General features: G+C 38.5%; 18 protein-coding genes and 5 tRNA genes. 18 read left to right on the top strand and 5 right to left on the bottom strand.

All coding sequences use genetic code 11. The annotated features are described in order from the left end of the window. Positions 1-11: 11 nt before the first annotated feature. From SGJ10_09600 to SGJ10_09615, 4 genes are all read right to left on the bottom strand, one after another. Positions 12-710 (bottom strand): polysaccharide biosynthesis/export family protein, encoded by a 699-nt coding sequence (locus tag SGJ10_09600; GenBank protein ID MDZ4758379.1) that lies wholly within the window; start codon positions 708-710, stop codon positions 12-14. A gap of 151 nt (positions 711-861) precedes the next feature. After that, positions 862-2,979 (bottom strand): peptide MFS transporter, encoded by a 2,118-nt coding sequence (locus SGJ10_09605; protein ID MDZ4758380.1) that lies wholly within the window; start codon positions 2,977-2,979, stop codon positions 862-864. Between the two features lie 186 nt (positions 2,980-3,165). Beyond that, complete coding sequence (locus SGJ10_09610; GenBank protein ID MDZ4758381.1) at positions 3,166-3,465, bottom strand: T9SS type A sorting domain-containing protein; 300 nt, start codon at positions 3,463-3,465, stop codon at positions 3,166-3,168. A gap of 280 nt (positions 3,466-3,745) precedes the next feature. Then, on the bottom strand, positions 3,746-4,279 hold the full coding sequence (locus SGJ10_09615) for a hypothetical protein (protein ID MDZ4758382.1): 534 nt from the start codon (positions 4,277-4,279) through the stop codon (positions 3,746-3,748). 99 nt (positions 4,280-4,378) lie between these two features. Here SGJ10_09615 and SGJ10_09620 point away from each other — a divergent pair, with 99 nt between their 5' ends. After that, complete coding sequence (locus SGJ10_09620) at positions 4,379-5,005, top strand: SprT-like domain-containing protein (GenBank protein MDZ4758383.1); 627 nt, start codon at positions 4,379-4,381, stop codon at positions 5,003-5,005. Here the strand turns inward: SGJ10_09620 and SGJ10_09625 are convergent. After that, positions 5,002-7,260 (bottom strand): T9SS type A sorting domain-containing protein, encoded by a 2,259-nt coding sequence (locus tag SGJ10_09625; GenBank protein MDZ4758384.1) that lies wholly within the window; start codon positions 7,258-7,260, stop codon positions 5,002-5,004. The two genes, SGJ10_09620 and SGJ10_09625, sit on opposite strands and share 4 nt — an antisense overlap. A 208-nt stretch (positions 7,261-7,468) precedes the next feature. Here SGJ10_09625 and murF point away from each other — a divergent pair, with 208 nt between their 5' ends. From murF to rpoC, 17 genes are all read left to right on the top strand, one after another. Then, entirely contained in the window at positions 7,469-8,758 is a 1,290-nt protein-coding gene (gene murF, locus SGJ10_09630) for a UDP-N-acetylmuramoyl-tripeptide--D-alanyl-D-alanine ligase (protein ID MDZ4758385.1), read from the top strand. A gap of 76 nt (positions 8,759-8,834) precedes the next feature. Further along, the gene (locus SGJ10_09635; GenBank protein MDZ4758386.1) at positions 8,835-10,115 is read left to right on the top strand and encodes a hypothetical protein; all 1,281 of its coding nucleotides are present in this window, start codon (positions 8,835-8,837) and stop codon (positions 10,113-10,115) included. A gap of 128 nt (positions 10,116-10,243) precedes the next feature. Further along, entirely contained in the window at positions 10,244-11,053 is an 810-nt protein-coding gene (locus tag SGJ10_09640; GenBank protein MDZ4758387.1) for a hypothetical protein, read from the top strand. A 264-nt stretch (positions 11,054-11,317) separates the two neighbouring features. Further along, positions 11,318-11,393 (top strand) — tRNA-Thr (locus SGJ10_09645). A gap of 9 nt (positions 11,394-11,402) precedes the next feature. Then, positions 11,403-11,483, top strand: a tRNA-Tyr gene (locus tag SGJ10_09650). Positions 11,484-11,543: 60 nt separating this feature from the next. Next, positions 11,544-11,616 (top strand) — tRNA-Gly (locus SGJ10_09655). A gap of 53 nt (positions 11,617-11,669) precedes the next feature. Further along, a tRNA-Thr gene (locus SGJ10_09660) sits at positions 11,670-11,741 on the top strand. Between the two features lie 74 nt (positions 11,742-11,815). Then, entirely contained in the window at positions 11,816-13,003 is a 1,188-nt protein-coding gene (gene tuf / locus SGJ10_09665; protein ID MDZ4758388.1) for an elongation factor Tu, read from the top strand. Positions 13,004-13,059: 56 nt separating this feature from the next. Then, positions 13,060-13,130 (top strand) — tRNA-Trp (locus SGJ10_09670). Positions 13,131-13,152: 22 nt separating this feature from the next. Continuing rightward, positions 13,153-13,344, top strand: coding sequence for a preprotein translocase subunit SecE (secE, locus tag SGJ10_09675; protein MDZ4758389.1), 192 nt, complete (start codon positions 13,153-13,155; stop codon positions 13,342-13,344). 31 nt (positions 13,345-13,375) lie between these two features. Next, entirely contained in the window at positions 13,376-13,918 is a 543-nt protein-coding gene (gene nusG, locus SGJ10_09680) for a transcription termination/antitermination protein NusG (protein MDZ4758390.1), read from the top strand. A gap of 13 nt (positions 13,919-13,931) precedes the next feature. Further along, positions 13,932-14,369, top strand: a complete 438-nt coding sequence (gene rplK, locus SGJ10_09685; GenBank protein MDZ4758391.1) for a 50S ribosomal protein L11 — start codon at positions 13,932-13,934, stop codon at positions 14,367-14,369. 13 nt (positions 14,370-14,382) lie between these two features. Continuing rightward, positions 14,383-15,081 carry a 50S ribosomal protein L1 gene (gene rplA / locus SGJ10_09690; protein ID MDZ4758392.1) on the top strand — a complete coding sequence of 233 codons (699 nt, stop codon included), beginning with the start codon at positions 14,383-14,385 and terminating at the stop codon, positions 15,079-15,081. 24 nt (positions 15,082-15,105) lie between these two features. Then, positions 15,106-15,627: a 50S ribosomal protein L10 gene (rplJ, locus tag SGJ10_09695; GenBank protein MDZ4758393.1), complete on the top strand. Its 522-nt coding sequence runs from the start codon at positions 15,106-15,108 to the stop codon at positions 15,625-15,627. 69 nt (positions 15,628-15,696) lie between these two features. Next, on the top strand, positions 15,697-16,071 hold the full coding sequence (gene rplL / locus SGJ10_09700; GenBank protein MDZ4758394.1) for a 50S ribosomal protein L7/L12: 375 nt from the start codon (positions 15,697-15,699) through the stop codon (positions 16,069-16,071). Between the two features lie 166 nt (positions 16,072-16,237). Then, entirely contained in the window at positions 16,238-20,044 is a 3,807-nt protein-coding gene (gene rpoB / locus SGJ10_09705) for a DNA-directed RNA polymerase subunit beta (protein MDZ4758395.1), read from the top strand. Positions 20,045-20,093: 49 nt separating this feature from the next. Continuing rightward, positions 20,094-24,410: a DNA-directed RNA polymerase subunit beta' gene (gene rpoC, locus SGJ10_09710; protein MDZ4758396.1), complete on the top strand. Its 4,317-nt coding sequence runs from the start codon at positions 20,094-20,096 to the stop codon at positions 24,408-24,410. Positions 24,411-24,624: the final 214 nt, after the last annotated feature.

The following is a 24,624-nucleotide window of genomic DNA, read 5'->3' on the forward strand; positions in this document are numbered from 1 at the left end:
TTATATCTTTTTTATAGAAAACGGAAGGAAATAGTTAAGATAATATTAATCGCTGACAACACTCCGTAAAATTGTTGTGCTTTATTTAGATATCTCTTATAATTATATTGCTGAACAATTATAATATCATTACTTTTCAAATAAAACGCTTCCGATGATAGCGTTGCTACAGAAGTTAAATCGAGTTCATACATATCTGTTTTATCAGCTTTGTTTTTACGCAGAACTTTGACAGTCTTCCTATTCGCTTCCTCGCTTAAATCACCTCCCATTCCTATTGCCTCAAAAATATTGATGGTAGAAACACCAACTATTTTTAACCCAGGCGTCCGCACGTCGCCCAACACAGAAATATTAAACGACACTAATTGCACGTTTACAGAAGGATTTATATATACTTTGCTATACAGCGAATATATAGTGTCGCTAAGCTGACTGATGGTCATTCCATCTACTTTCACTTTGCCTACAAATGGGATAGATATATTTCCATCTAATCCTACTTTTACGTTTGAAGCTGAACCTAATCTTTGTCCTGAACCTAATTGGTATTGATTGGGCTCAAGTGAAATAAGTACTTGGTCATTATGGTCGAGCACATGCTCAAAGGCCGCACTCGTTTTAATATTGCTAAAAATAGAATCTTGCGGGGCCTTATACCCACTCTTGTTCAAATAATAATAATTTCGCTTACTAACGCATGACAACATAAGACAGAGAGCAAAAAATATGTATGCGAGAAACTTGTAATTATACTTGTTCATTTTTATGGCTGCAAATATAGGCACGCCTATTCAAACGAAAAAACCCCGTTTGAAAATACCAAACGGGGTGTGAATTTTATAAGTAAGTGAGTGAACTCTACCTTACTCCATGCATCATTTTAAGCATTCTCCTCGATAAGAAAAACAAAATAATGGAAGCTGCTCCTGCCATGAAAACGAAAATCATAAAGAAATCTTTCAAATTGTTTATCTGAACACCCATGAAAGAAGGTTTGACTGGTTTCAAATCCCAAACCTGTAATTTTGCTACTTTCACAAACCCGCCATCTTTCTTTGTTTCAACTGAATCATGGGTATATAAATATCTACCATCGGCACTTACGGTGGCTCGGTCTATATTTCCGTTGGTCGACTTAATTATGCTTAGGAAATAATCGGAAACCTCTACTGATTTTCCATTACTGGCTATAGCAGTTACACTATCGATTTCGCTTTGTTTATTCTCAATTTTTGTAACGGCAACCATAGGTAGGGAGGTACTTAAATTTAATTTTAAGTCCTTCTTCCATACGTTGGTATCAATTTTATAATTTGACAAACTATCCAATACTGATTTATTTACCTCCGTATTAATTGATTTTTCTATTTTAACTTCTTCAGGATATAACGCACTTAAGGTTCCGGCAAACTTGTTTGCAAATGAAGTAGACAAGAACCATACGCCCATGAGCAATGATGCAAATTTAATGGGTGCCAATTTGTTAACCATGGAAAGGCCAATTGGCGACAAACAAAGTTCTCCGAAGGTATGGATTACATATAACATAACCAACCATAACATGGTTACCTTAACACCAGGGGCAAAAGGTGCTTGAGCTATAACCAAATATCCCAAAGCTAAAAGGAACAAACCAATAGATTGCTTATATGGCGATGCAGGTTCGATGTTTTTCTTGCCCATCCATGTCCACAACATAGCGAAGAAGGGAGCGAAAATAACAATGGCTACTGCATTAATAGATTGAAAGGAACTCGCTGTAATTGTTTTTATCTCTAATCCAGTTTCTGGTATTTTAATAAAACCATATATACAACCCCCGATACTGGCAAGCATGAGTAGCATAAACAACTCTTTTACCCCTGCCTTTTCATTTTTCATCTTCACAGTTTTGCTTAGCAGCCAACTCATAATTACAACAATTAAGCCCAATACTCCATATATTACTTCCCTTGGGAAATGCCAGTTTACATCGCGTTCTGTTTGGTCGGATGCAAAATAGGTGAGTGAGGCCCCTGCCTGCTCAAATGCTGCCCAAAAGAATATAACAAAAAATGCAACAATATATATTACCCAAATCCTATCTCGCTCTAATTTAGTAAGCGATTTATCGGAAATAATTAATCCCGGAGCAGCTATAGTTAACCCCAATATTATAGAACCAAACATATCGAAAAAATGCGTAAAATAAGAGGCCGCAGTAATTGCAGCAAAAATTACAGTCCACATTCCTATTTGTCCCATCGTAAATTCCGATTTAAGCTCGGCTGGAGTATCAATATCGGCCGCATCTCTGCTTACATTAGGAGATACGCCTATTTGCTTTCCTTCTGGTGTAACAATATAATGATTCTTGAGCCACACAAAAAGTATAATGCTTAATACCATCCCACAACCTGCGGCAAAAAATCCCCATTTAAATTCACTCGGCACTATACTGCCCGTTGAATCGTATACTTCACCCAAAGCACCACATAAAAGCGGTGCGATAAAAGCTCCCAAATTAATTCCCATATAGAAAATTGTAAACGCCGAATCTATCCGCTTATCCCCTTTGGGATACAACTGCCCAACCATGGTAGAGATATTGGGTTTAAAAAATCCATTTCCGAATATTAAAAAACCAAGTCCCGAATACATGATTAAACTAGCAGTGCCAGGATCCTGATACATACTACCACTAAAGAACATGAGGAACTGGCCCATAGCCATCATAATACCGCCTATGATTATTGATTTGCGATTGCCCCAATACCTGTCAGCCATATAGCCGCCCAAAAGAGGTGTTAAATAGACTAATCCAGTATAACTTCCATAAATTTGTGAACCCAAAGACTTGTCGAATAACAGTGCTTTGGTCATAAAAAGTGTGAAAATTGCTCGCATACCATAGTAACTGAAACGTTCCCACATTTCTGTTACAAACAGTACGTACAACCCCTTCGGGTGTCCATTGTTTGTAGATAGTTGATTCATGTTTTTTATATTTTATTTAGTTTTTGCGAAAGTGCAATAATACACCACTTTGCACACTTTAAAAATTTTGAATAATTTACTATCTCAATAAATTGATTCCCAAAGGGTAAAATTATATTTCCACAAATAAAAAAAGCCACATTGCTTTTTAGGGCAACGAAGCTTTCACTCAAAAAAAAACAGATATTACTTTATTACAATTATCTTTTGAGCATCAGTCCATTTTGCAGCTTCGCCATTTATCCGCACTATATAATTGCCTGCGGGCACACGTCGTAAATCGAGCTTACAGGTTTTGCCCGTGAAGGATTCGGTTTTTATAATACTGCCTGCCATATCAACTAAAAACACACTGGCCCTGATACTTTCTTCGCTCAACTCTATATCCCCACCCGAGCCGTCTGCGATAGCCCCGCCGCGGCGGGGGGATGCAATCGGCTTGTGAAAGGAAAAGGGTTTGTAACCCATCACTTTACTCAAATCCAAAGTGTCTTTGTGTATTTTAGCAATGGTGTCGATAGAAACGGTGTCTAACTATGTTGCCAATCCCATATTAATGGGGGCAGCTTCGTTCTGGCATGATGCAATAAAAAGCACCAACCCGGCAAGGGTATATGCTATTCGATTCATGAAAAACAGGGGTTATTGTTTACAATATTAGAAACGTAAAAATGAAATATTTATTGTGGTGGACACAATAATATCCATAAACAAAAAAGAGCAGACCAACTGGCCTGCTCTTCCTTTTATTATATTTATAAATATACTAATTAATAAGTTCGCCTACTACGTTCAACCTAACGGTGGCACGCATCTGTATTGGGTTAACAATGGGGGCATTGGTACGCCCTGACAAACGAAACTGTGCCGAACTTGATTTGAGGTAGGTAACCAATTCTTGTGGCACAACATCTAACATAATTGTGCGAACATGGTCGGCTGGAATTGGATTTTTAGAAGCTATTTTTATTTCAGCTTGGTTATCCACTTTACAATAAGCTTCAGCCCACGATACCAAATCAAAAGTACTACCATTTTGGTCTATAATATCAAGACGCACTTCGGCCAATTTAATTGATTTGATCTGCGAAAGACTAATGCTGTTTGCCTTGGCCAAACTATCCAAATTGTAATCTAATTTGTTCAGCACAAAGGTCATGTCGCCAGCTTGTGAGGTAACAGGTACGGTGAACTCTACTGTTTTAGGAGTAAAGTCAAATTTGACAGGTAAACTTGTTTTGCTGCATCCCGCAACAAACACAATTGCGGCCAAGGCCAAGGGTGTGAATATTTTTTTCATGTTATTAAAGTTTTTTATACCCAAATTTGCATGGGAATTGGTTAATGATTAACAAGTTCAAAATAAAGGTATTTTATTTAATCCTGCAAGACAATTTTCGTGAAAAACTTTCATCTTCTTGAACAATTTATCCCCGATGCGGCTGTGCAACGTGTTAACAGCCTGCTGCAACGACACCCCGTCAATATCCGCATCACGGGAAGGCGGTCATCAAAATATGGAGATTTTCGTCCCTTACCCGATCAGCATTTCCACGCCATCACTATTAACCACGACTTAAACCCCTATTCTTTCCTTATTACTTTTTTGCACGAGCTTGCCCATTTGCTTACATGGCAAAACCATCAAAACGGTGTGAGCCCTCACGGAAAAGAATGGAAAATGCATTTCAAAGTATTGATGCACCCTTTTATCGAAGAGCAAATTTTTCCTGACGATGTTAAGCATGCCTTAATGCATTATATGTCAGACCCTGCTGCTTCGAGTTGCAGTAGTCCCGGATTAATAAAAAGCCTACGCAACCACGACAAACGAAAGAAAGGAATTTTGCTCGATGAACTTGCTGCAGGCTCCACCTTTAAAATGGTTGACAACAAAAATTATTTGTTCCGCAAAGGTGAAAAAGCTCGCAAGCGTTATAAATGTCTCGACCTAAATAGCGGGCGTGAATATTGGGTAAGTGGGCTTGCAGAAGTAATACCAATACAAGAAACTTTAGGAATTTAATCTTTTACAATTTTTTTGTACCCTGCTGCTCCTTTATCGTTTTCTATTTTGAGGATATAAACACCCAAGGGTTGGCTTTGCAAATCAACGCTTATATAATTCCCTGTTTTGGCTTTACTTCTCAATATTATTTTGCCAGCTATATCCGATAAAGTTATATATACATTGCCAATATCCGAAGGCAGAACTATATTAATTTTATCGTGTGCGGGATTGGGAAATATTTCAAACGCCAACTGCTCGGCTAACTGAACGGGATTGATGATGGATTTAAATTGTGTGATTTTTTGAGAGCCCCAAAAATAAAACCCGCCACGTTGGGTCCCTACAAGAATATCAGGCAGCGAATCGCCATCGAGCATTGCTACTGCTGGCGAAATAAATGTATTATATTTAATATTTTCAAAGGTATCACTCACAAAATTAAATTGAAAACTGTCGGTCTCTTCTGCTTTTGCGTTTATATATTTATGGGCATCCATATACAGTCTTAAACTACCTTTATAACTTCCGGCCATTAAATCCAATTTGCCATTATTATCAAAATCATATAATACTGGCACTGCCATACCATTGTGCATCATCATCCAACAATAACAGGTATAATCAAAAAAACTATCTGATACATTAATGTTTCCAAAAGTATCGGTTACCAAGGTAAACGTTCCACTATTATTACGATAATAATTAAGCTCTCCATTATATCTTCCAATCAACATATCATTATCTCCATCGCCGTCTATGTCGCCCAGTGCTGGTGCAATGGGAGTTCCCAAATTAATACCTGCAAAAGAGTCTTTTTGCAAACTGAAAACCGGTGATAATGCAGTTCCAGTATTTTTCCACCACATTATTTTTCCCTTTGCATGGCCCACTAGTAAGTCAGGCAAATTATCTCCATCCACATCGCCAAAGGCAGGATGGGGCCAGATTATTTTTTGGCTACGCATACCTAACCAATTACTATCGGTCAATATATATTCTGGCTTGATTTTAGTGCCGATGTTCTTATATAATTTTAGTACCGATGTGGTGTCTTGGTTATTGAAATTATCACCCCCTGTGCCCACTATCAAATCCATGAGCGAATCGCCATCCACATCAAAAAATACAGGATTGTTCATATATCCTTCATCAATAGTTTGATCATGCAAAAAACTATTTGTTTGATATTTGAAATTTGGCAATTTATTACTGCCAGTATTCTTAAAAAATTGGATATTATTGATACCTTGGTTCACTTTTTCATCGTTCGATGCTACCAATAAATCTAATATATCATCGGCATCTACATCAACCAAAAAAGAAGCTGGAAAAGTAAAAGATTTTGCCCCGCCGCCTTCATTAGGCAAGTATATAGTATCCTGTGCAATGGCAGAATCGTAGGCCCAATTATATTCCTTTTTACCATTTTTAATATATAATAGTTCTGGCAAAAAAGCATCGCCTAATAATAAATCTTTATCTCCATCATTGTCAAAATCGTAAGCAGTAATTGTTGTGCCAGCATGTGCATGACGCTCGTAATACCTATCGCATGAATAACCAAGTCCTACTTTATTGTCGCCCGTTGGCAGAAAAAAGCCGCCGTAACAGAAATCCACCGCCATAAACATTAAACTGTCTTTAGGTAACTTTCGCTCTACCTGAACATTTTGGTACAGGTTCAAAAGCCCGCCCTGCAAATCAGTCACTAAAATATCATAGTCGCCGTCGTTATCAATATCATTTACTTCGGGATACATAAATGTGAAACAGGGAAGATTGATGGTATTAAAACCAAATATGTTTGAATCCAAAAAACTATATATGGAATCGGGTCTACGCTCGAAAATCAAATCTCCGCCGGTTGATTTATTATTGTATACAATAAAGTCGGAATACTGATTGGTGAAAATATCAAGATCCCCATCTCTATCATAGTCGACCATGCGAAACCAATTACTAATCTTTGGGAACTTGGCCGAAAGAAAGGCATCATGCACCCAAAGCGGGCTTCCACTTTTGGCAGTATCAGCATATACTGAAAGGCTGGCTCCTACTCTATCATATACCACCAAATCCTTACGCCCATCGAAGTTCGCATCAATTGTTGCAAACTGTGGTGCAGTTATTCCTCCAGAGAACGGATATCTGTACAAATCATTCGTTTTATGATTTTTGAAAATAGGGGGTTGTGTGGGATATAACTTGATTTGGGAATAGGATTGGCAAAAAACAAAGATTAAGAATGCAAGGGTGAGTAGCTTTTTCATGATAAAATATTTTTCAAATATACGGGGAATAATTAATTTGAATATCGAAATTCTACAGCAAAGAAAAAGGCAACACCATATATGAACCAATAAAAAAACATAGTTGCCTTTTCCATTTAACTGCAAGTCCTGTAAAAAATATGCTTTGCAAATGTGTTACAAGACTTAAAATTGCAGGACATTTCTATTTTAAACTAACCAATTAATTATGAACCTAGAAGAACTTTACCACAAATTCAAAAGTTGTGGTTCTATAAGCATCGACTCACGAACCCTGCCAAAAGGTTGCCTGTACATTGCCATAAAAGGAAATAATTTTAATGGAAATGCATTTGCACAAGAGGCATTGCACAATGGAGCCGCCTATGCAGTAGTGCAAGAAGTTGAATTTGCTACCGATGAAAATATTTTTTTAGTCCCCGATACTTTACAATTCTTGCAACAATTAGCCCACCGGTACCGCAACAGTTTCATTATCCCTTTTATAGGTATTACAGGTTCCAATGGTAAAACCACCACCAAAGAACTATTATATAGTGTATTGAAACAAAAATACAAAACCCATGTTACCAAAGGCAATTTAAACAACCATATCGGATTACCGCTCACTATATTATCCATGCCTACCGATACCGAGATAGCGGTAATAGAAATGGGGGCTAACAAAGTGGGCGACAATGCTGAACTGTGTGAAATATTTGACCCCAACTTTGGGTTAATAACCAATATTGGCAAAGAACACCTGGAGGGTTTTGGCAATATTGAAGGAGTGGTATTGGGGAACGGAGAATTGTTTAACCATTTGCAAAAAAAAGGTGGGACAACCTTTGTAAACCTTCAACAGGAGCAGGTGCTTATGATGGCAAGTAAACTTTCCAATAAGATTACTTATGGATTGGATATTGCCGAAGCGAATTATTCTGCCGAAGTATTATCGATTAACCCATCTATCAAATTAGCAATCGAGGGTACCATTATCAATTCACCACTCTTTGGTACTTATAATGCCGAAAATATGATGGCCGCAATCGCTATCGGATTATATTTTGAAACACCATTGGAATTAATAAAAAAAGGCATTGAAGAATATGTACCTGCCAATAACCGCTCTCAGGTAATTGAAAGAAATAGCAACCATATTATAGTTGACTGCTATAATGCGAACCCCAGCAGTATGGAAGTGTCCATCAAAAATTTTATGGGTATGAATTTACCAGGCAAAAGCAAAGTATTAATGCTTGGCGATATGTACGAAACAGGTGCATTTGAAAATGAAGAACACGCGGCCATTGCAAAATTAGTTTTAAGTTTAAAACCCGATAAAACATATTTATGTGGCAAGGCATTCGGCGTGCAAAAAAACTTACTAAACTGTGAATGGTTTGAAAAATCAGAAAATTTAGCAGAGCACTTAAAAAAACATCCGATTGAAAATGCTTCTATATTTATTAAGGGTTCCAGAGGCATGCAAATGGAAAAATTGTTAGAGAACCTATAATATATATCGCTTTAGCTTTATTGCAATAATTTCTATTATAAAAACTTTGATGTGCTATAATTGTTAAACTAGCTGCATGACAAAACATACCTCTTCCAAAAGCACAAATAATAAGGATGCCCGGTACGTTCTCTATACTAAATTATTCTGGTGTGTTGTACTTGTTTTTTGTTATTCTTTTTGTCAGGCACAATCAAAAGAGCCTGTGCTAAAAGATACGCTAAACACCGATACAGTGGTTGCACAGAAAGACTTAATAGATGTATTAAAAAAATGGTTCGGAAAAAAGAAAGATTCTCTTGAAAGTAATATAAAAAAGCCAGGCGTATATTACTTTGTATTTATCCCCAGTATTGGCTATGCCCAGCAAACAGGCTTTAGCTTGTGGAGTTCTATCAATTGTTCTTTTTATAATGATAGTGTGCACAAACAAAATATTTCTGTAATTTATGGGAGCGTTGAGTATGCTCAAAAAGGGCAATTGTCCACATTCTTATCTTCCAATATTTGGACTAAAGGTAACAAACTTAATTTATTAAGTGATGTTAGATATGAACTTTATTCTCAAGAGACTTATGGTTTAGGTGGGCAAAGTAACTTAGCAGACGCAGATAGGATTTATTATAATTATTTTAGGTTTTATCAATTGTTTCAAAAAAAAATTGCACATGATTTCTTAGCAGGAGCAGGATATAGCATCGATTATTATTTTAAAATAAATGACCAAAATGCAAATAAGCACCAGCTTAGTACATTATATAATCAATATGATAGCAGTAAGCGAAACGTGGCTTCAGGGCTAGTGGTCAATATATTGTACGATGCCCGTCGTAACGCCAACAATCCGGTAAATAGTAATTATGCCAATATTATATACAAGCAATGCACCAAAAGCTTAGGCAGCGACAATAATTGGCAATCGCTATATTTAGATTTCAGGAAATATATCAAGTTCCCCGCAAACTCTAAAAACCTGTTAGCTTTTTGGAACTTCAATTGGTTCACTTTTGGTAGCAAGCCTCCTTATTTCACGCTTCCTGGCACTGGTGGTGATACCTATGCCAACTCTGGCCGCCAATATATTGCAGGGCGATTTCGCAGCAAAAATATGTTATACCTGGAATCGGAATACCGCTTTACGGTAACCCGAAATGGCTTATGGGGTGGTGTGGTATTCGCCAATGTGCAAAGTGTAACCAATATGAATACATCACAATTCGATAATTTGAAAGGTGGGTACGGGGCTGGTTTCAGACTTAAACTTAACAAAAAATCCAATATCAATTTAATCGTTACCTATGGATTTGGAGCAGCCGGAGCAAAAGGCTTATTCTTTAATTTGGGTGAAGTATTTTAACCCTAAAAGTAATCAATATTCCAAAAAAGATTTTTCACCCAAAGCAACCAAATTCACAATATTGATATCTTGTTAAAAGACAATTGTATTTTTTATGCCTAGCTTTTGTAAATTTGCCCATTGATATTTTGAGAACTACTATTTTATATCTGATAATTAGCTGCTGCCTCGGTACTGTTGCCAGTGCCCAGAAAATGGAGGAGGAGGACAAGTACCACTTTGGTGTGGTTGCTGGGCTAGCAACGGGTTGGTACCGGAGTAACCGACTTAATGTTCAGGGTGACAGCGTAAGGTATTCCACAAAACCACATACTGGGTTTTCAGTGAGTCTTTATTCACGCCAAAAGATCGATAAGTTTTTTAAACCCTTCACCAATACTCGCAAAATAAAAAACTGGTACTGGCAGGCGGAGATAAGTGGGTCATACCGTGGTAGCAATTATAATTATTACGAAGGGCCTAAGGATACAGCAGGTAAATACATATATAATAGCCAAGGCAGAATTGATAGTTATACCAAAAGTGCCAAAGGCCGGTTCAACCGCATTACTACCTTTGGGTTGGAGGTGCCTTTAATGTTAGTTTGGGATATACGAAATAAACAAAAACACCAAGTCCTTTTTGGTGCTGATATCCATTATTTAATCAGTTGGGAATTTTACAGGGCTAACGACCCCTTCCCTGTATATTTTGACCCTGGAGGATACAAAGAAGATTTTTTCGACAAATTTGTAACCCCACAAAAATGGAATAGCAGTGGTCTCTTGGGATATCAGTATTCAGGCGATGTGTGTGGGTTTCGTGCCATGTTGCGATATGGTTTTTTTAATGTGAACAATAATATAGTGGTGGATTTTAATACGCAAAACAACCAACCTACTGCTATTATTAGAGGTTATCTTATCCCAATGGCGATTGACTTAAGTATTGTTTTTTAAAGCTTGCCCAGTGCGAGGTTAATCCATTTTATCACAGTTTTTATCTCGATAATTTCTGTTTATATTTCTTCCACATTAAAAGCAGAAATTTTTATTCCCTGTAAATCAAGCAAAAAGGGCATTTTTGCTAAATTTTATCAAAGGCTTATCAAGAAATTCGTAGCCCCTGTATTGTTTTTAATACAAATAGGTCTACATTTGCAGTCCTTTTTTGGGCAGGAATGCTTAGATTCAGTTCTTAATGTATTGATAAACAAGGTGTAGGCCACTTTAGCTCAGCTGGTAGAGCAACTGATTTGTAATCAGTAGGTCGCTGGTTCGATCCCGGCAAGTGGCTCCAAAAAACAAGGGGGAGATACCAGAGCGGTCAAATGGGGCAGACTGTAAATCTGCTGAGAAATCTACGAAGGTTCGAATCCTTCTCTCCCCACGCTGCACATCTTTATTTTGATTTGAAGATATTATATATTTAAGAATTTAAAATAACTCTGCGGGAGTAGCTCAGTTGGTAGAGCGACAGCCTTCCAAGCTGTAGGTCGCCGGTTCGAACCTGGTCTCCCGCTCTAAACCAAACTTTAACCAAGTTTGGCTGCTGCGAAAAACGCAAAAGGCGAAAGCCATTGTAGCTCAGTGGTAGAGCACTTCCTTGGTAAGGAAGAGGTCGGCAGTTCAATCCTGCTCAATGGCTCAACAAGAAAAGACAAGAAATAACAAAACAATAAAACATAAATTAAAAACTAACAACAATTAAATTCTACTAAAATGGCAAAAGAAAATTTCGACCGTTCAAAACCACACGTGAACATCGGCACCATCGGTCACGTTGACCATGGAAAAACCACCCTTACGGCTGCCATTACCAAAGTGCTAGCCGACAAGGGTCTTTCAACAGCTCGTTCATTCGAATCTATTGACTCTGCTCCTGAAGAAAAAGAACGCGGTATTACAATCAATACTGCACACGTAGAGTATTCTACAGCAAATCGTCACTACGCTCACGTAGACTGTCCAGGTCACGCTGACTATGTTAAGAACATGGTTACTGGTGCTGCCCAAATGGACGGAGCTATTTTGGTAGTAGCATCAACTGATGGCCCAATGCCTCAAACACGCGAACATATTCTTCTGGCTCGCCAGGTAGGTGTGCCTCGTATCGTTGTATTCATGAACAAAGTGGATATGGTTGATGATGAAGAATTGTTAGACTTAGTAGAATTAGAAATACGTGAATTGCTTACCAAATACGATTTTCCTGGAGACGATATCCCAATCATTCGTGGTTCTGCCCTTGGTGGACTTAACGGCGATGCCAAATGGGTAGAAAAAATTATGGAACTTATGGATCAAGTAGATGCATATATCCCTGTTCCTCCTCGTGCAGTCGATCTTCCTTTCTTGATGCCTGTAGAAGATGTATTCTCGATCACTGGTCGTGGCACGGTTGCAACTGGTCGTATCGAACGTGGCGTAGTTAACGTAGGCGACGCAGTTGATATCATCGGTATGGGTGCTGAAAACTTGAAATCAGTTTGTACTGGTGTTGAGATGTTCCGCAAACTATTAGATCGTGGTGAAGCTGGCGATAATGCTGGTATATTGCTACGTGGTATTGAAAAAACCGATATCCGCCGTGGTATGGTTATTTGCAAACCAGGTTCAGTTAACCCACACAGCGATTTCAAAGCCGAAATATATGTACTAAGCAAAGATGAAGGTGGACGTCATACTCCATTCTTCAACAAATATCGCCCTCAATTTTATTTCCGTACCACAGACGTTACTGGCGAAGTAATGCTACCTGATGGAATGGAAATGATTATGCCTGGTGATAACGTAACTGTAACCGTTAACCTTATCCAATCTATCGCTATGGAAAAAGGACTTCGCTTCGCTATCCGCGAAGGTGGTCGTACCATTGGTGCTGGTCAGGTTACCGAAATAATTAAGTAATTAACCAAAAAGAGAGTAAGCCATAAGCAACCGTTTATGGCTTACTTTATCCATAAACGGGCATAGTTCAATGGTAGAATAGAGGTCTCCAAAACCTTTGATCTGGGTTCGAATCCTAGTGCCCGTGCAAAAAACAAAACAAGAAAATTATGAGCAAGTTTTCAGAAGTAATAGAATCAACAACAGACGAGTTAAAAAACAAAGTAACCTGGCCTACTTGGCAAGAGTTGCAGAGTAGTACCGTATTAGTGATGGTTGCTACTTTAATACTTTCTGTAGTAATAGGAATTATTGATTTGGTGGGCAGCCAACTTATCAACCTCTTGTATTCATTGTCGTAAACTAACATTAATAATTATAACAGGTACAAAAATGGCTCACGATTTTAAATGGTACGTAGTCCGTGCCATAAGCGGGCAAGAAAGAAAAGTTAAGTCTTATATTGAGGCTGAACTTACTAGGGAAGGCTTGATGGACTTTGTTCCACAAATCCTTATCCCTATGGAGAAAGTGTACCAAGTTAAGAATGGCAAGAAGACTACCAAGGAGAAAAATTACTTCCCTGGATACATTCTAATTGAAGCTGATTTAACAGGTGAAGTCGCACCCACTATTAAAGCTATTAATGGTGTGGTTGGTTTTTTGGGAGCCAAAGACGGTGGCCCAACACCCTTGCGTCAAAACGAAGTAAACAGAATATTGGGAACCATAGATGAAGTTTCGGAAAAACCCGAAAGCATGATGGAGCCTTTTATCGTAGGCGAAAATATCAAAGTAACCGATGGCCCATTCAATGGTTTCTCGGGTTCGATTGAGGAAGTAATGGAAGACAAAAAGAAATTGAAGGTGATGGTGAAAATATTTGGACGCCGTACGCCTTTAGAACTTAATTATTTACAAGTAGAAAAAGAATAGATTTTATACAACCATGGCAAAAGAAATTACAGGATACGTTAAACTACAAGTTAAAGGAGGTGCTGCCAACCCAGCTCCGCCAATTGGCCCAGCCTTAGGATCTAAGGGTATCAACATTATGGAGTTTTGTAAACAGTTCAATGCTCGTACTCAGGATAAACCTGGAAAAGTACTTCCCGTTTTGATTTCTGTATATAATGATAAGTCATTCGACTTTGTGATCAAAACCCCACCGGCAGCTTCACAATTAATGGAGGCAGCCAAAATCCAAAAAGGCTCAGAAATGTCAAACCGTAAAAAAGTTGGTTCCGTTTCTTGGGATCAAATAAAAACCATAGCCGAAGATAAAATGCCCGACCTTAATTGCTTTAATATCGAGTCAGCCATGAAAATGATTGCAGGTACGGCCCGCTCTTTAGGATTAACACTTACAGGCAATTCACCCTTTTAATTGACATACGAAAATGGCAAAAATTACTAAAAAAAGAAAAGCTATAATAGGCAAAGTAGATGCTAACAAGCAATACACTTTGACCGATGCTTCTAAATTGGTTAAAGATATAACCTATACCAAATTTGATGCTTCAGTTGATTTAGATATCCGCTTAGGTGTTGACCCACGTAAAGCCAATCAAATGGTGCGTGGTATAGTTTCATTACCTCATGGAACTGGCAAAAACAAAACAGTATTGGTATTATGCACACCCGATAAAGAAGCCGAAGCTAAAGAAGCAGGTGCCGACCATGTTGGATTGGATGATTATATTGCAAAAATTGAGCAAGGTTGGACCGACGTAGATGTGATAATTACTATGCCAACAGTTATGGCAAAACTTGGTAGATTAGGTAAAGTATTAGGTCCCCGTAACTTGATGCCAAATCCGAAATCTGGAACTGTTACTATGGATATAGGTAAAACGGTAAAAGAAGTAAAAGGCGGTAAAATCGACTTCAAAGTCGACAAAGCTGGCATTATTCATACTTCTATTGGAAAAGCATCTTTTACGCCTGAGAAATTATATGAAAATGCCGTTGAGCTTTTAGTGAGTATTTCTAAATTGAAACCTTCATCAGCTAAAGGTACCTATATGAAATCGGTTTGCTTGTCGTCAACCATGAGCCCTGGAATTATCATTGATCCCAAATCAATTCCCGGCGTTTAATAAAAAATAAGGAGATAGAAAACAATGAAAAAAGAAGATAAAATAACTGCAATTGCTGAACTTACTGTTCAGTTCAAACAGTATAACAATATATATATATCCGATTCATCGGGTTTATCAGCCTCTGCCGATAACAGTTTTAGAAGGGAACTTCATAAAAACGGTATCAAAATGGTGATAGCAAAAAACACTTTGATTCAAAAAGCTATGGAAAATAGCGGTCGGGATTTTTCCGGATTATTTGGAACATTAAAAGGTACTTCTGCCTTAATGTTTTCAGATGATATTAAAGCCCCTGCAAAAGCTATCAAAACTTTTAGAAAGAAAGCTGAAAAGCCATCTCTTAAAGGTGCGTGGATCGATTCAGATGTGTTTTTAGGTGATGCCAGTTTAGATGCACTTATATCTCTTAAAACCAAAAACGAACTTATTGGCGAAATTATTGGCCTACTGCAATCACCTGCAAAAAATGTTATTTCTGGCTTGCAAAGCGGTGGCAACAAATTGGCCGGTATCATCAAGACTCTTTCAGAAAGGGCATCATAATCTCGGCTTCCAACGCAATCAAATATATACAATCATTAATTTAAACAATTTAAAAACACAATAAATATCATGGCAGACTTAAAAGCATTTGCTGAACAGTTAGTTAATCTTACAGTGAAAGAAGTTAACGAATTAGCTCAAATTTTAAAAGACGAATACGGCATCGAGCCTGCAGCAGCAGCAGTTGCAATGGCAGCTCCAAGTGCTGGTAGTGGCGAAGCCGCTGTTGAACAATCAGAATTCGACGTAATCCTTAAATCGGCTGGTGCCGCTAAACTCAACGTAGTGAAATTGGTAAAAGACCTTACAGGTCTTGGTTTGAAAGAAGCCAAAGATTTAGTTGACGGAGCACCAAAAGCAGTTAAAGAAAAAGTTTCTAAAGCAGACGCAGAAAGCTTGAAGAAATCTTTGGAAGAAGCTGGTGCCGAAGTTGAAATCAAATAATTGGTTTCGCAAAAACTTGTTATTCAGACCTCAGGTGTTCAAAACACTAGGGGTCTGATTTAACGTATATAGAGGTTACATCGTTTGGCCTCTCAAAACAATCGGACGATAAAACAGCCAACGGATTGAAAAATCCGTCTTAGGACTTTTAATATAAACTATTACCTTGGCAACAAAAAACAACAACAGCAGTCTTCGCATCAATTTTGCGTCGCAAAAAACGATTATCGACTATCCGGATTTTTTGGATATACAACTCGAATCGTTTAGGGAATTTTTCCAATTAGAAACATCTCCTGAAAATAGGAATCATGAAGGGCTTTTCAAAGTATTCAGCGAAAATTTCCCGATCACGGACTCAAGAAATATATTTTTGCTCGAGTTTCTTGACTATTTTGTTGATCCTCCACGTTACAGTCTCGATGAATGTATCGAAAGAGGATTAACTTATGGTGTTCCTTTAAAAGCAAAACTAAAACTTTCGTGTAGCGATAAAGAACACGAAGATTTTCAAACAATTATTCAAGATGTGTACTTGGGAACTATCCCCTACATGACCCCAAAAGGGACTTTTATTATTAATGGTGCTGAACGTGTTATTGTAAGTCAATTACACCGTTCACCAGGTGTGTTCTTCGGACAAACCTACCATACCAATGGTACCAAATTATACTCAGCCCGTATTATACCTTTCAAAGGAAGCTGGATAGAATTTGCAACTGATGTAAACAACGTAATGTATGCATACATCGACCGTAAAAAGAAATTCCCAGTAACTACTTTGTTAAGAGCTATTGGCTTTGAAACTGACAAAGACATTTTGAACATTTTTGATTTGGCCGAAGAAGTAAAAGTTTCCAAATCTGGATTGAAAAAAGTAATGGGTCGCAAACTAGCAGCTAGGGTGCTACGCACTTGGATCGAAGATTTCGTGGATGAAGATACCGGTGAGGTAGTTTCTATCGAACGAAATGAAGTAATACTTGAGCGTGATACACAACTAGAAGATGCAAATATTGACCAAATAATAGATGCAGGTGTAAAAACCGTTATTCTGCATAAAGAAGATGGTAATCATAATGATTTTGCAATCATTTTGAATACCCTGCAAAAAGATACATCAAACAACGGAAAAGAGGCTGTTGAGCAGATTTACCGTCAGTTACGTAATAGCGAAGCCCCCGATGAAGAAACTGCCCGTGGTATTATCGAGCGTTTGTTCTTTAGTGATAAGCGTTACGATTTGGGCGAAGTTGGTCGTTACCGTATCAACCGCAAACTAAATAAAGACACATCCATGAATGTGAAGGTATTAACCAATGACGACATTATCGCCATTATCAAATACCTAATCGATTTGTCCAATTCCAATGCCGATGTGGATGATATTGATCACTTGAGTAATCGCCGCGTGCGTACAGTGGGTGAGCAATTATATGCCCAATTTGGAGTAGGATTGGCTCGTATGGCTCGCACAATTCGTGAGCGTATGAACATCCGCGACAATGAAGTATTTACCCCTACTGATTTAATAAATGCCCGTACCTTGAGTTCGGTAATCAACTCCTTTTTTGGTACCAACCAATTAAGCCAGTTTATGGACCAAACAAATCCGTTGGCCGAGATTACACACAAACGCCGTATGTCGGCACTTGGCCCAGGTGGTTTGAGTCGTGAGCGTGCAGGTTTTGAGGTGAGGGACGTACACTATACCCACTATGGCCGTCTTTGTACCATCGAAACTCCTGAGGGACCAAACATTGGTTTGATTTCGAGCCTTTGTGTTCATGCCAAAGTAAATGGCATGGGTTTTATTGAAACCCCTTATAGAAAAGTAACTTCTGGAAAAGTATCATCCAATATCACCTATTTAAGTGCTGAGGATGAAGAAGGAATGACCATCGCCCAGTCGAATGCAACCATTAATGAAGGTGGAAACTTCCTTGAAAAAGCTGTGAAAGCTCGTAAAGAAGGTGACTTCCCGATGGTTGATCCTGCTCAATTGGATTATATGGATATTGCTCCAAACCAAATTGTATCTATCGCAGCCTCATTGATTCCTTTCCTCGAGCATGATGATGCTAACCGAGCTCTGATGGGTTCGAATATGCAACGTCAGGCTGTGCCTTTATTGAAACCTGAATCTCCCATTGTGGGAACAGGACTTGAAGGACGTATCGCACGTGACTCAAGGTCTATGATAACTGCCGAAAGAGAAGGTGTTATAACTTATGTAGATTCAAATGAAATTCGCATTAAGTATGATATGAGTGAGGAAGAAAAGATGGCGAATTTTGAAGATGAAGTAAAATCATATCGCCTTACCAAATTCCGCCGTACCAACCAAAACACCAGCATCAACCATAGACCCATCGTAAAAAATGGACAAAGAGTGAGCAAAGGTGATATTTTAGTGGAAGGCTATGCTACCGAAAAAGGAGAACTGGCCCTTGGTCGTAACCTAAAAGTGGCTTTCATGCCTTGGCAAGGTTACAACTTTGAGGATGCTATTGTAATCAATGAAAAAGTAGTGAGAGAGGATTGGTTTACTTCTATCCATATTAGCGAATACGAACTTGAAGTTCGCGATACCAAACGTGGTGAGGAGGAATTGACCAACGACATACCAAACGTGAGCGAAGAAGCAACTCGAAATTTGGATGAAAATGGTTTGATAAGAATAGGTGCAGAAGTACATGAAGGCGATATTTTGATAGGTAAAATTACTCCCAAGGGAGAAACTGAACCATCGCCTGAAGAAAAACTTTTGAGAGCTATTTTTGGAGATAAAGCAGGCGATGTAAAAGATGCCTCATTGAAAGCACCACCATCGACCATGGGTATTGTAATCGACAAAAAACTATTTGCCCGTGCCAAAAAAGACAAACAGAAAGCTGATGAAAAAGTTCGCATTGCTAAGATTGAAGACAAGCATAGCAAACAAATTGCAGCACTAAAAGTGATTTTGGTTGAAAAACTTTTCACTGTGGTAAACGGAAAAACTTCGCAAGGAGTTTCTACAGTTTATGGTGAAGAGATGATTCCAAAAGGAACTAAATTTAGTGCCAAACAATTGAATGAACTTAACTTCGATGTAGTTGACAACTCAGGTTGGACCACAGACAAAGCCAAAAACGAGTTGGTGAAAAACATTATACTCAATTTCAAAATGAAAGCCAATGAGGAAATTGCCCGTTACAAACGTGATATGTTTGCCATATCGGTAGGTGACGAGTTACCTTCAGGTATTTTGAAAATGGCCAAAATATATATTGCCCAGAAAAGGAAACTGAAAGTGGGTGATAAGATGGCTGGTCGTCACGGAAATAAGGGTATTGTAGCTCGTATTACCCGTGAGGAAGATATGCCATTTATGGAAGATGGAACCCCGGTAGATATCGTATTGAACCCACTAGGTGTGCCTTCGCGTATGAACTTGGGACAGATATACGAAACTGTTCTGGGCTGGGCTGGAAAAGAGCTTGGGGTAAAATTTGCAACTCCTATTTTCGATGGTGCTACACAAGCAAATATTGATGAGTACACCAAAAAAGCCAACGTGCCTGAAAATGGACAGGTATTTTTATATAATGGTTTAACTGGTGAACAGTTTGATCAGAAAACCACCGTTGGTATTATATATATGCTTAAACTTGGCCACATGGTTGATGATAAAATGCACTCACGCTCTATTGGCCCCTATTCGCTCATTACTCAACAACCTTTGGGTGGTAAAGCACAGTTCGGTGGTCAAAGGTTTGGTGAGATGGAGGTATGGGCATTGGAGGCGTTCGGAGCTGCAAATATCTTGCAAGAGATATTGACAGTGAAGAGTGACGACATTGTAGGCCGTGCCAAAACTTACGAAGCCATTGTAAAAGGGGACAATATGCCTACACCAGGTATACCCGAATCGTTCAATGTACTATTGCATGAGCTTAGAGGGCTGGGCTTGGATGTAACCTTGGAATAACACCCCTCAAATTAATTAACCATCATTTTTAATATTACAAAATTTTTGTATGTCATATAATAAAAAGGACCCGAAACTAAAAAGCAATTTTACGAGGATTAAAATTTCTTTGGCTTCGCCAGAGACAATTTTGCAACGTAGCCACGGTGAAGTTGTAAAGCCCGAAACGATTAATTATCGTTCGTACAAACCCGAAATGGGTGGTTTATTTTGCGAACGTATATTTGGACCTATTAAAGACTATGAATGCCATTGCGGTAAATACAAACGTATCCGTTATAAGGGTATTGTTTGCGACCGTTGTGGTGTGGAAGTTACCGAAAAGAAAGTACGTCGTGAGCGTATGGGACATATTAGTTTAGTAGTTCCTGTAGCTCATATTTGGTACTTCCGTTCATTGCCCAATAAAATAGGATACCTTATTGGTTTACCTACCAAAAAACTTGATATGGTTATATACTACGAAAGATATGTAGTTATTAAACCTGGTATTAAAGCCAATGATGGTATTACTTATTTAGATTTATTGACCGAAGAAGAATATCTTGAAATATTAGATACGCTTCCTAAAGAAAATCAATACCTAGAAGATACAGACCCTAATAAATTTGTAGCCAAAATGGGTGCCGAAGGTTTGTGGGAAATACTTACCAAACTCGATTTGGATCAAATGAGTTATGACTTACGTAACCAAGCCGCTAACGAAACTTCACAACAACGTAAAAGTGAGGCTTTGAAACGTTTGAAAGTTATCGAGGGTTTCCGTTCGGCCAAACAAAATGGCGTAGAAAACAGACCTGAGTGGATGATTTTACGCATGCTTCCTGTTATACCACCAGAACTTAGGCCCTTAGTGCCTTTGGAAGGTGGCCGTTTTGCTACTTCCGATTTGAATGACCTTTATAGAAGAGTTATTATAAGAAACAACCGTTTGAAAAGATTGGTAGAAATAAAAGCCCCTGAGGTAATTTTGCGTAACGAAAAACGTATGCTTCAAGAAGCTGTCGATTCGTTGCTTGATAATACCCGTCGTGCCAGTGCTGTAAAATCTGAGGGTAACAGACCTTTGAAATCTTTGAGCGATATGCTTAAAGGTAAACAAGGTCGTTTCCGTATGAACCTACTTGGTAAACGTGTTGACTATTCTGGTCGTTCGGTAATTGTAGTAGGTCCTAATTTGAAATTGCATGAATGTGGCCTTCCCAAAGGCATGGCTGCCGAGCTTTTCAAACCATTTATTATTCGCAAATTATTAGAAAGAGGTATTGTAAAAACAGTCAAATCTGCTAAGAAATTGGTGGATCGTAAAGAAGCTATTATATGGGATATCCTTGAGAATATTTTGAAAGGCCACCCAATATTGCTGAATCGTGCTCCTACACTGCACAGACTTGGTATACAAGCTTTCCAACCTAAACTGATTGAAGGTAAAGCTATACAATTACATCCATTAACTTGTACTGGTTTTAACGCCGACTTTGACGGTGACCAAATGGCTGTGCACGTACCATTGGGTAATGCTGCTATTTTGGAAGCCCAATTGTTGATGCTTGCTTCGCACAATATCTTAAACCCTGCCAATGGTACTCCTATTACTGTTCCTTCTCAGGATATGGTACTTGGTTTATACTATCTTACTAAAGGTCGTAACCATACCAAAGAGCATCCTGTTGCTGGCGAAGGCATGACATTTTATAGCCCTGAAGAAGTTATTATAGCTTTAAATGAAAAGATAGTTGACCTTCATGCCAATATAAAAGTGAAAGTAACTACCTTGGACGAAAATGGCGAATCAATACAAAAAATTATAGAAACTTGTGTAGGTCGTGTTATTTTAAACCAAGTAGTGCCAACTGAAATTGGCTATGTAAATACACTTTTGACCAAGAAGAGTTTGCGTGATATTATAGGTGAAAGCATTAAGAAAGCTGGAACTGCACGTACTGCTAAATTCTTGGACGATATTAAGGATTTGGGATACTATCACTCTTTCAGAGGTGGATTGTCATTCAACCTTTCTCATGTGCAGATTCCTAAAGAAAAAACACAATACATTAAAGAAGCCAATATCGAAATTGCAACTATTAAAGACAATTACGAGAATGGTTTTATTACGAATAACGAAAGATATAATCAGGTAATTGACCTTTGGACACGTGTAAACAACCGTCTTTCGGATGTGTTGATGAAACAATTATCAAGCGACGATCAAGGATTTAATCCTGTATATATGATGCTTGACAGCGGGGCCCGTGGATCTAAAGAGCAAATTCGTCAGCTTGGTGGAATGCGTGGATTAATGGCTAAACCACAGAAGAACCTTTCTGGTTCTGGTACTGGTGAGATTATCGAAAACCCGATTTTATCAAATTTGAAAGAAGGTCTTTCGGTACTGGAATACTTTATCTCCACTCACGGAGCTCGTAAAGGTTTGGCCGATACGGCTCTTAAAACTGCGGATGCGGGTTACCTTACCCGTCGTTTGCACGATGTGGCTCAGGATCTTGTTATCAATGAAGTTGACTGTGGAACCCTTCGTGGTATCCCTGCAACGGCGTTGAAAGAAAATGAAGACGTAATCGAATCATTATATGACAGAATATTAGGCCGCTTCTGCTTGCATGATATCTATCATCCATTAACAAATAAACTTATTGCAACTGCAGGTACTGAGCTCAACGAAGACTTATCTGTAGCAATTGACGAATCGCCTATTGAAATGGTTGAAATTCGTTCCTTACTTACTTGCGAAGCCAAAGTGGGTGCCTGCACCAAATGCTATGGCCGTAACCTTGCTTCTGGACGTACCGTTCAGAAAGGTGAAGCCGTTGGTGTTATTGCAGCCCAATCAATTGGGGAGCCTGGTACACAGCTTACACTTCGTACTTTCCACGGTGGTGGTACTGCTTCCAATATTGCAACTGAATCGACCATGGTTGCTAAGTTCTCGGGTAAACTTGAGATTGAAGATGTGCGTACCGTTAAATACAAAGGCGATAACGATGAAGAAGAACAAGTTGTTGTTGTGAACCGCCAAGGTGAGGTTAGAATTATAGATGAAAAATCTGGTACTGTTATTATTACCAATAATATTCCTTATGGCTCGGTATTGTATGTAAAAGATGGCCAAAAGGTAGAAAAAGGTGACAAGATTTGTGCATGGGATCCTTTTAATGCTTTGATATTAACTGACCTTCCTGGTAAAATCGTATTTGATAATTTGATTGAAGGTATTACTTATAAAGATGAAACTGACGAGCAAACAGGTCACAAAGAATCGGTAATTATAGAAAGTAAAGATAAAACCAAAATTCCTTTGATTCGTGTAGAAGATAAAGGTGGTAAAGTGATCAAAGAATTTAACTTACCTGTGGGTGCCCACATTATGGTTGAAACTGAAGCCAAGGTAAAAGCAGGACAAGTAATTGTGAAGATACCTCGTATGGTGGGTAAAACCCGAGATATTACAGGTGGTCTTCCCCGTGTTACAGAGTTATTTGAAGCACGTAACCCTTCAAATCCTGCGGTAGTTACCGAGATTGACGGTGTTGTGACTTATGGCGGTATCAAACGTGGTAATCGTGAGATTATGATTGAATCGAAAGAAGGTGAGATTAAAAGATATCTGGTTTCTTTGGGCAAACATATTTTGGTGCAAGATGGCGACTATGTGAAAGCTGGTCAACCGATGAGTGATGGAGCCATTACGCCTCAGGATATTTTAAGAATTCAAGGTACACTTGCGGTTCAAATGTATATAATCAATGGTATCCAAGAAGTTTATCGCTTGCAAGGTGTTAAAATTAATGACAAACACGTAGAAGTAATTGTACGTCAAATGATGCAGAAGTTTACCGTTGCCGACCCTGGAGACACCCGTTTCCTTGAAGGTGAAGTGGTAGAACGCCTTGACTTTAAAGACCAAAACGATTGGATATATGATAAGAAAGTAGTAAGTGACCCTGGTGATAGCCCAGCGATGAAAGCGGGTATGATAGTGAGCATGCGTAAACTGCGTGACGAAAACTCAAGCTTGAAACGTAAGGATTTAACTTTGGTTCAATACCGTGATGCAAAACCTGCTACCTCTAGCTCGGTGCTGCAAGGAATTACCAAAGCATCATTGGGCACACAAAGCTTTATGAGTGCTGCATCGTTCCAGGAAACCACCAAGGTGCTAAACGAAGCAGCGGTACAAGGTAAAATAGACGATATGCTAGGCCTAAAAGAGAATGTAATTGTAGGACACTTGATACCTGCCGGAACTGGAATGCGTGATTACGACAAACTAGTAGTAGGTTCGCAAGAAGAGTACGATGCATTGTTAGCTTCTAAAAAAGAAAGCCGCACAGCGAAAGTTAGTTAGTATAAAGTATATAGTAGCAAGTATAATATTTGCTACTCCATAAACAAAAAACCCTTGAGTGAATGCTCAAGGGTTTTTTTATACCCATTCTACAAACCTAAAATAGTCAAAAGACTATTTTAGGTTTGTAGAATGGTAATGCCGAACTACATCCCGAAAGCATTCGGGATTAGTCCCTTTCTTTTGGACTATTATATATTGAGTTTCGGTATTA

The sequence above is a fragment of the Bacteroidota bacterium genome (genome assembly GCA_034439655.1).
Taxonomy (GTDB): domain Bacteria; phylum Bacteroidota; class Bacteroidia; order UKL13-3; family UKL13-3; genus CANJUD01.

Bases quoted from the DNA above. Each gene is read 5' to 3' on its own strand.
- SGJ10_09600 (MDZ4758379.1), bottom strand. From the start codon at position 710: ATGTTGTCATGCGTTAGTAAGCGAAATTATTATTATTTGAACAAGAGT.
- SGJ10_09605 (MDZ4758380.1), bottom strand. From the start codon at position 2,979: ATGAATCAACTATCTACAAACAATGGACACCCGAAGGGGTTGTACGTA.
- SGJ10_09615 (MDZ4758382.1), bottom strand. From the start codon at position 4,279: ATGAAAAAAATATTCACACCCTTGGCCTTGGCCGCAATTGTGTTTGTT.
- SGJ10_09625 (MDZ4758384.1), bottom strand. From the start codon at position 7,260: ATGAAAAAGCTACTCACCCTTGCATTCTTAATCTTTGTTTTTTGCCAA.
- murF (MDZ4758385.1), top strand. From the start codon at position 7,469: ATGAACCTAGAAGAACTTTACCACAAATTCAAAAGTTGTGGTTCTATA.
- SGJ10_09635 (MDZ4758386.1), top strand. From the start codon at position 8,835: ATGACAAAACATACCTCTTCCAAAAGCACAAATAATAAGGATGCCCGG.
- tuf (MDZ4758388.1), top strand. From the start codon at position 11,816: ATGGCAAAAGAAAATTTCGACCGTTCAAAACCACACGTGAACATCGGC.
- secE (MDZ4758389.1), top strand. From the start codon at position 13,153: ATGAGCAAGTTTTCAGAAGTAATAGAATCAACAACAGACGAGTTAAAA.
- nusG (MDZ4758390.1), top strand. From the start codon at position 13,376: ATGGCTCACGATTTTAAATGGTACGTAGTCCGTGCCATAAGCGGGCAA.
- rplK (MDZ4758391.1), top strand. From the start codon at position 13,932: ATGGCAAAAGAAATTACAGGATACGTTAAACTACAAGTTAAAGGAGGT.
- rplA (MDZ4758392.1), top strand. From the start codon at position 14,383: ATGGCAAAAATTACTAAAAAAAGAAAAGCTATAATAGGCAAAGTAGAT.
- rplJ (MDZ4758393.1), top strand. From the start codon at position 15,106: ATGAAAAAAGAAGATAAAATAACTGCAATTGCTGAACTTACTGTTCAG.
- rplL (MDZ4758394.1), top strand. From the start codon at position 15,697: ATGGCAGACTTAAAAGCATTTGCTGAACAGTTAGTTAATCTTACAGTG.
- rpoC (MDZ4758396.1), top strand. From the start codon at position 20,094: ATGTCATATAATAAAAAGGACCCGAAACTAAAAAGCAATTTTACGAGG.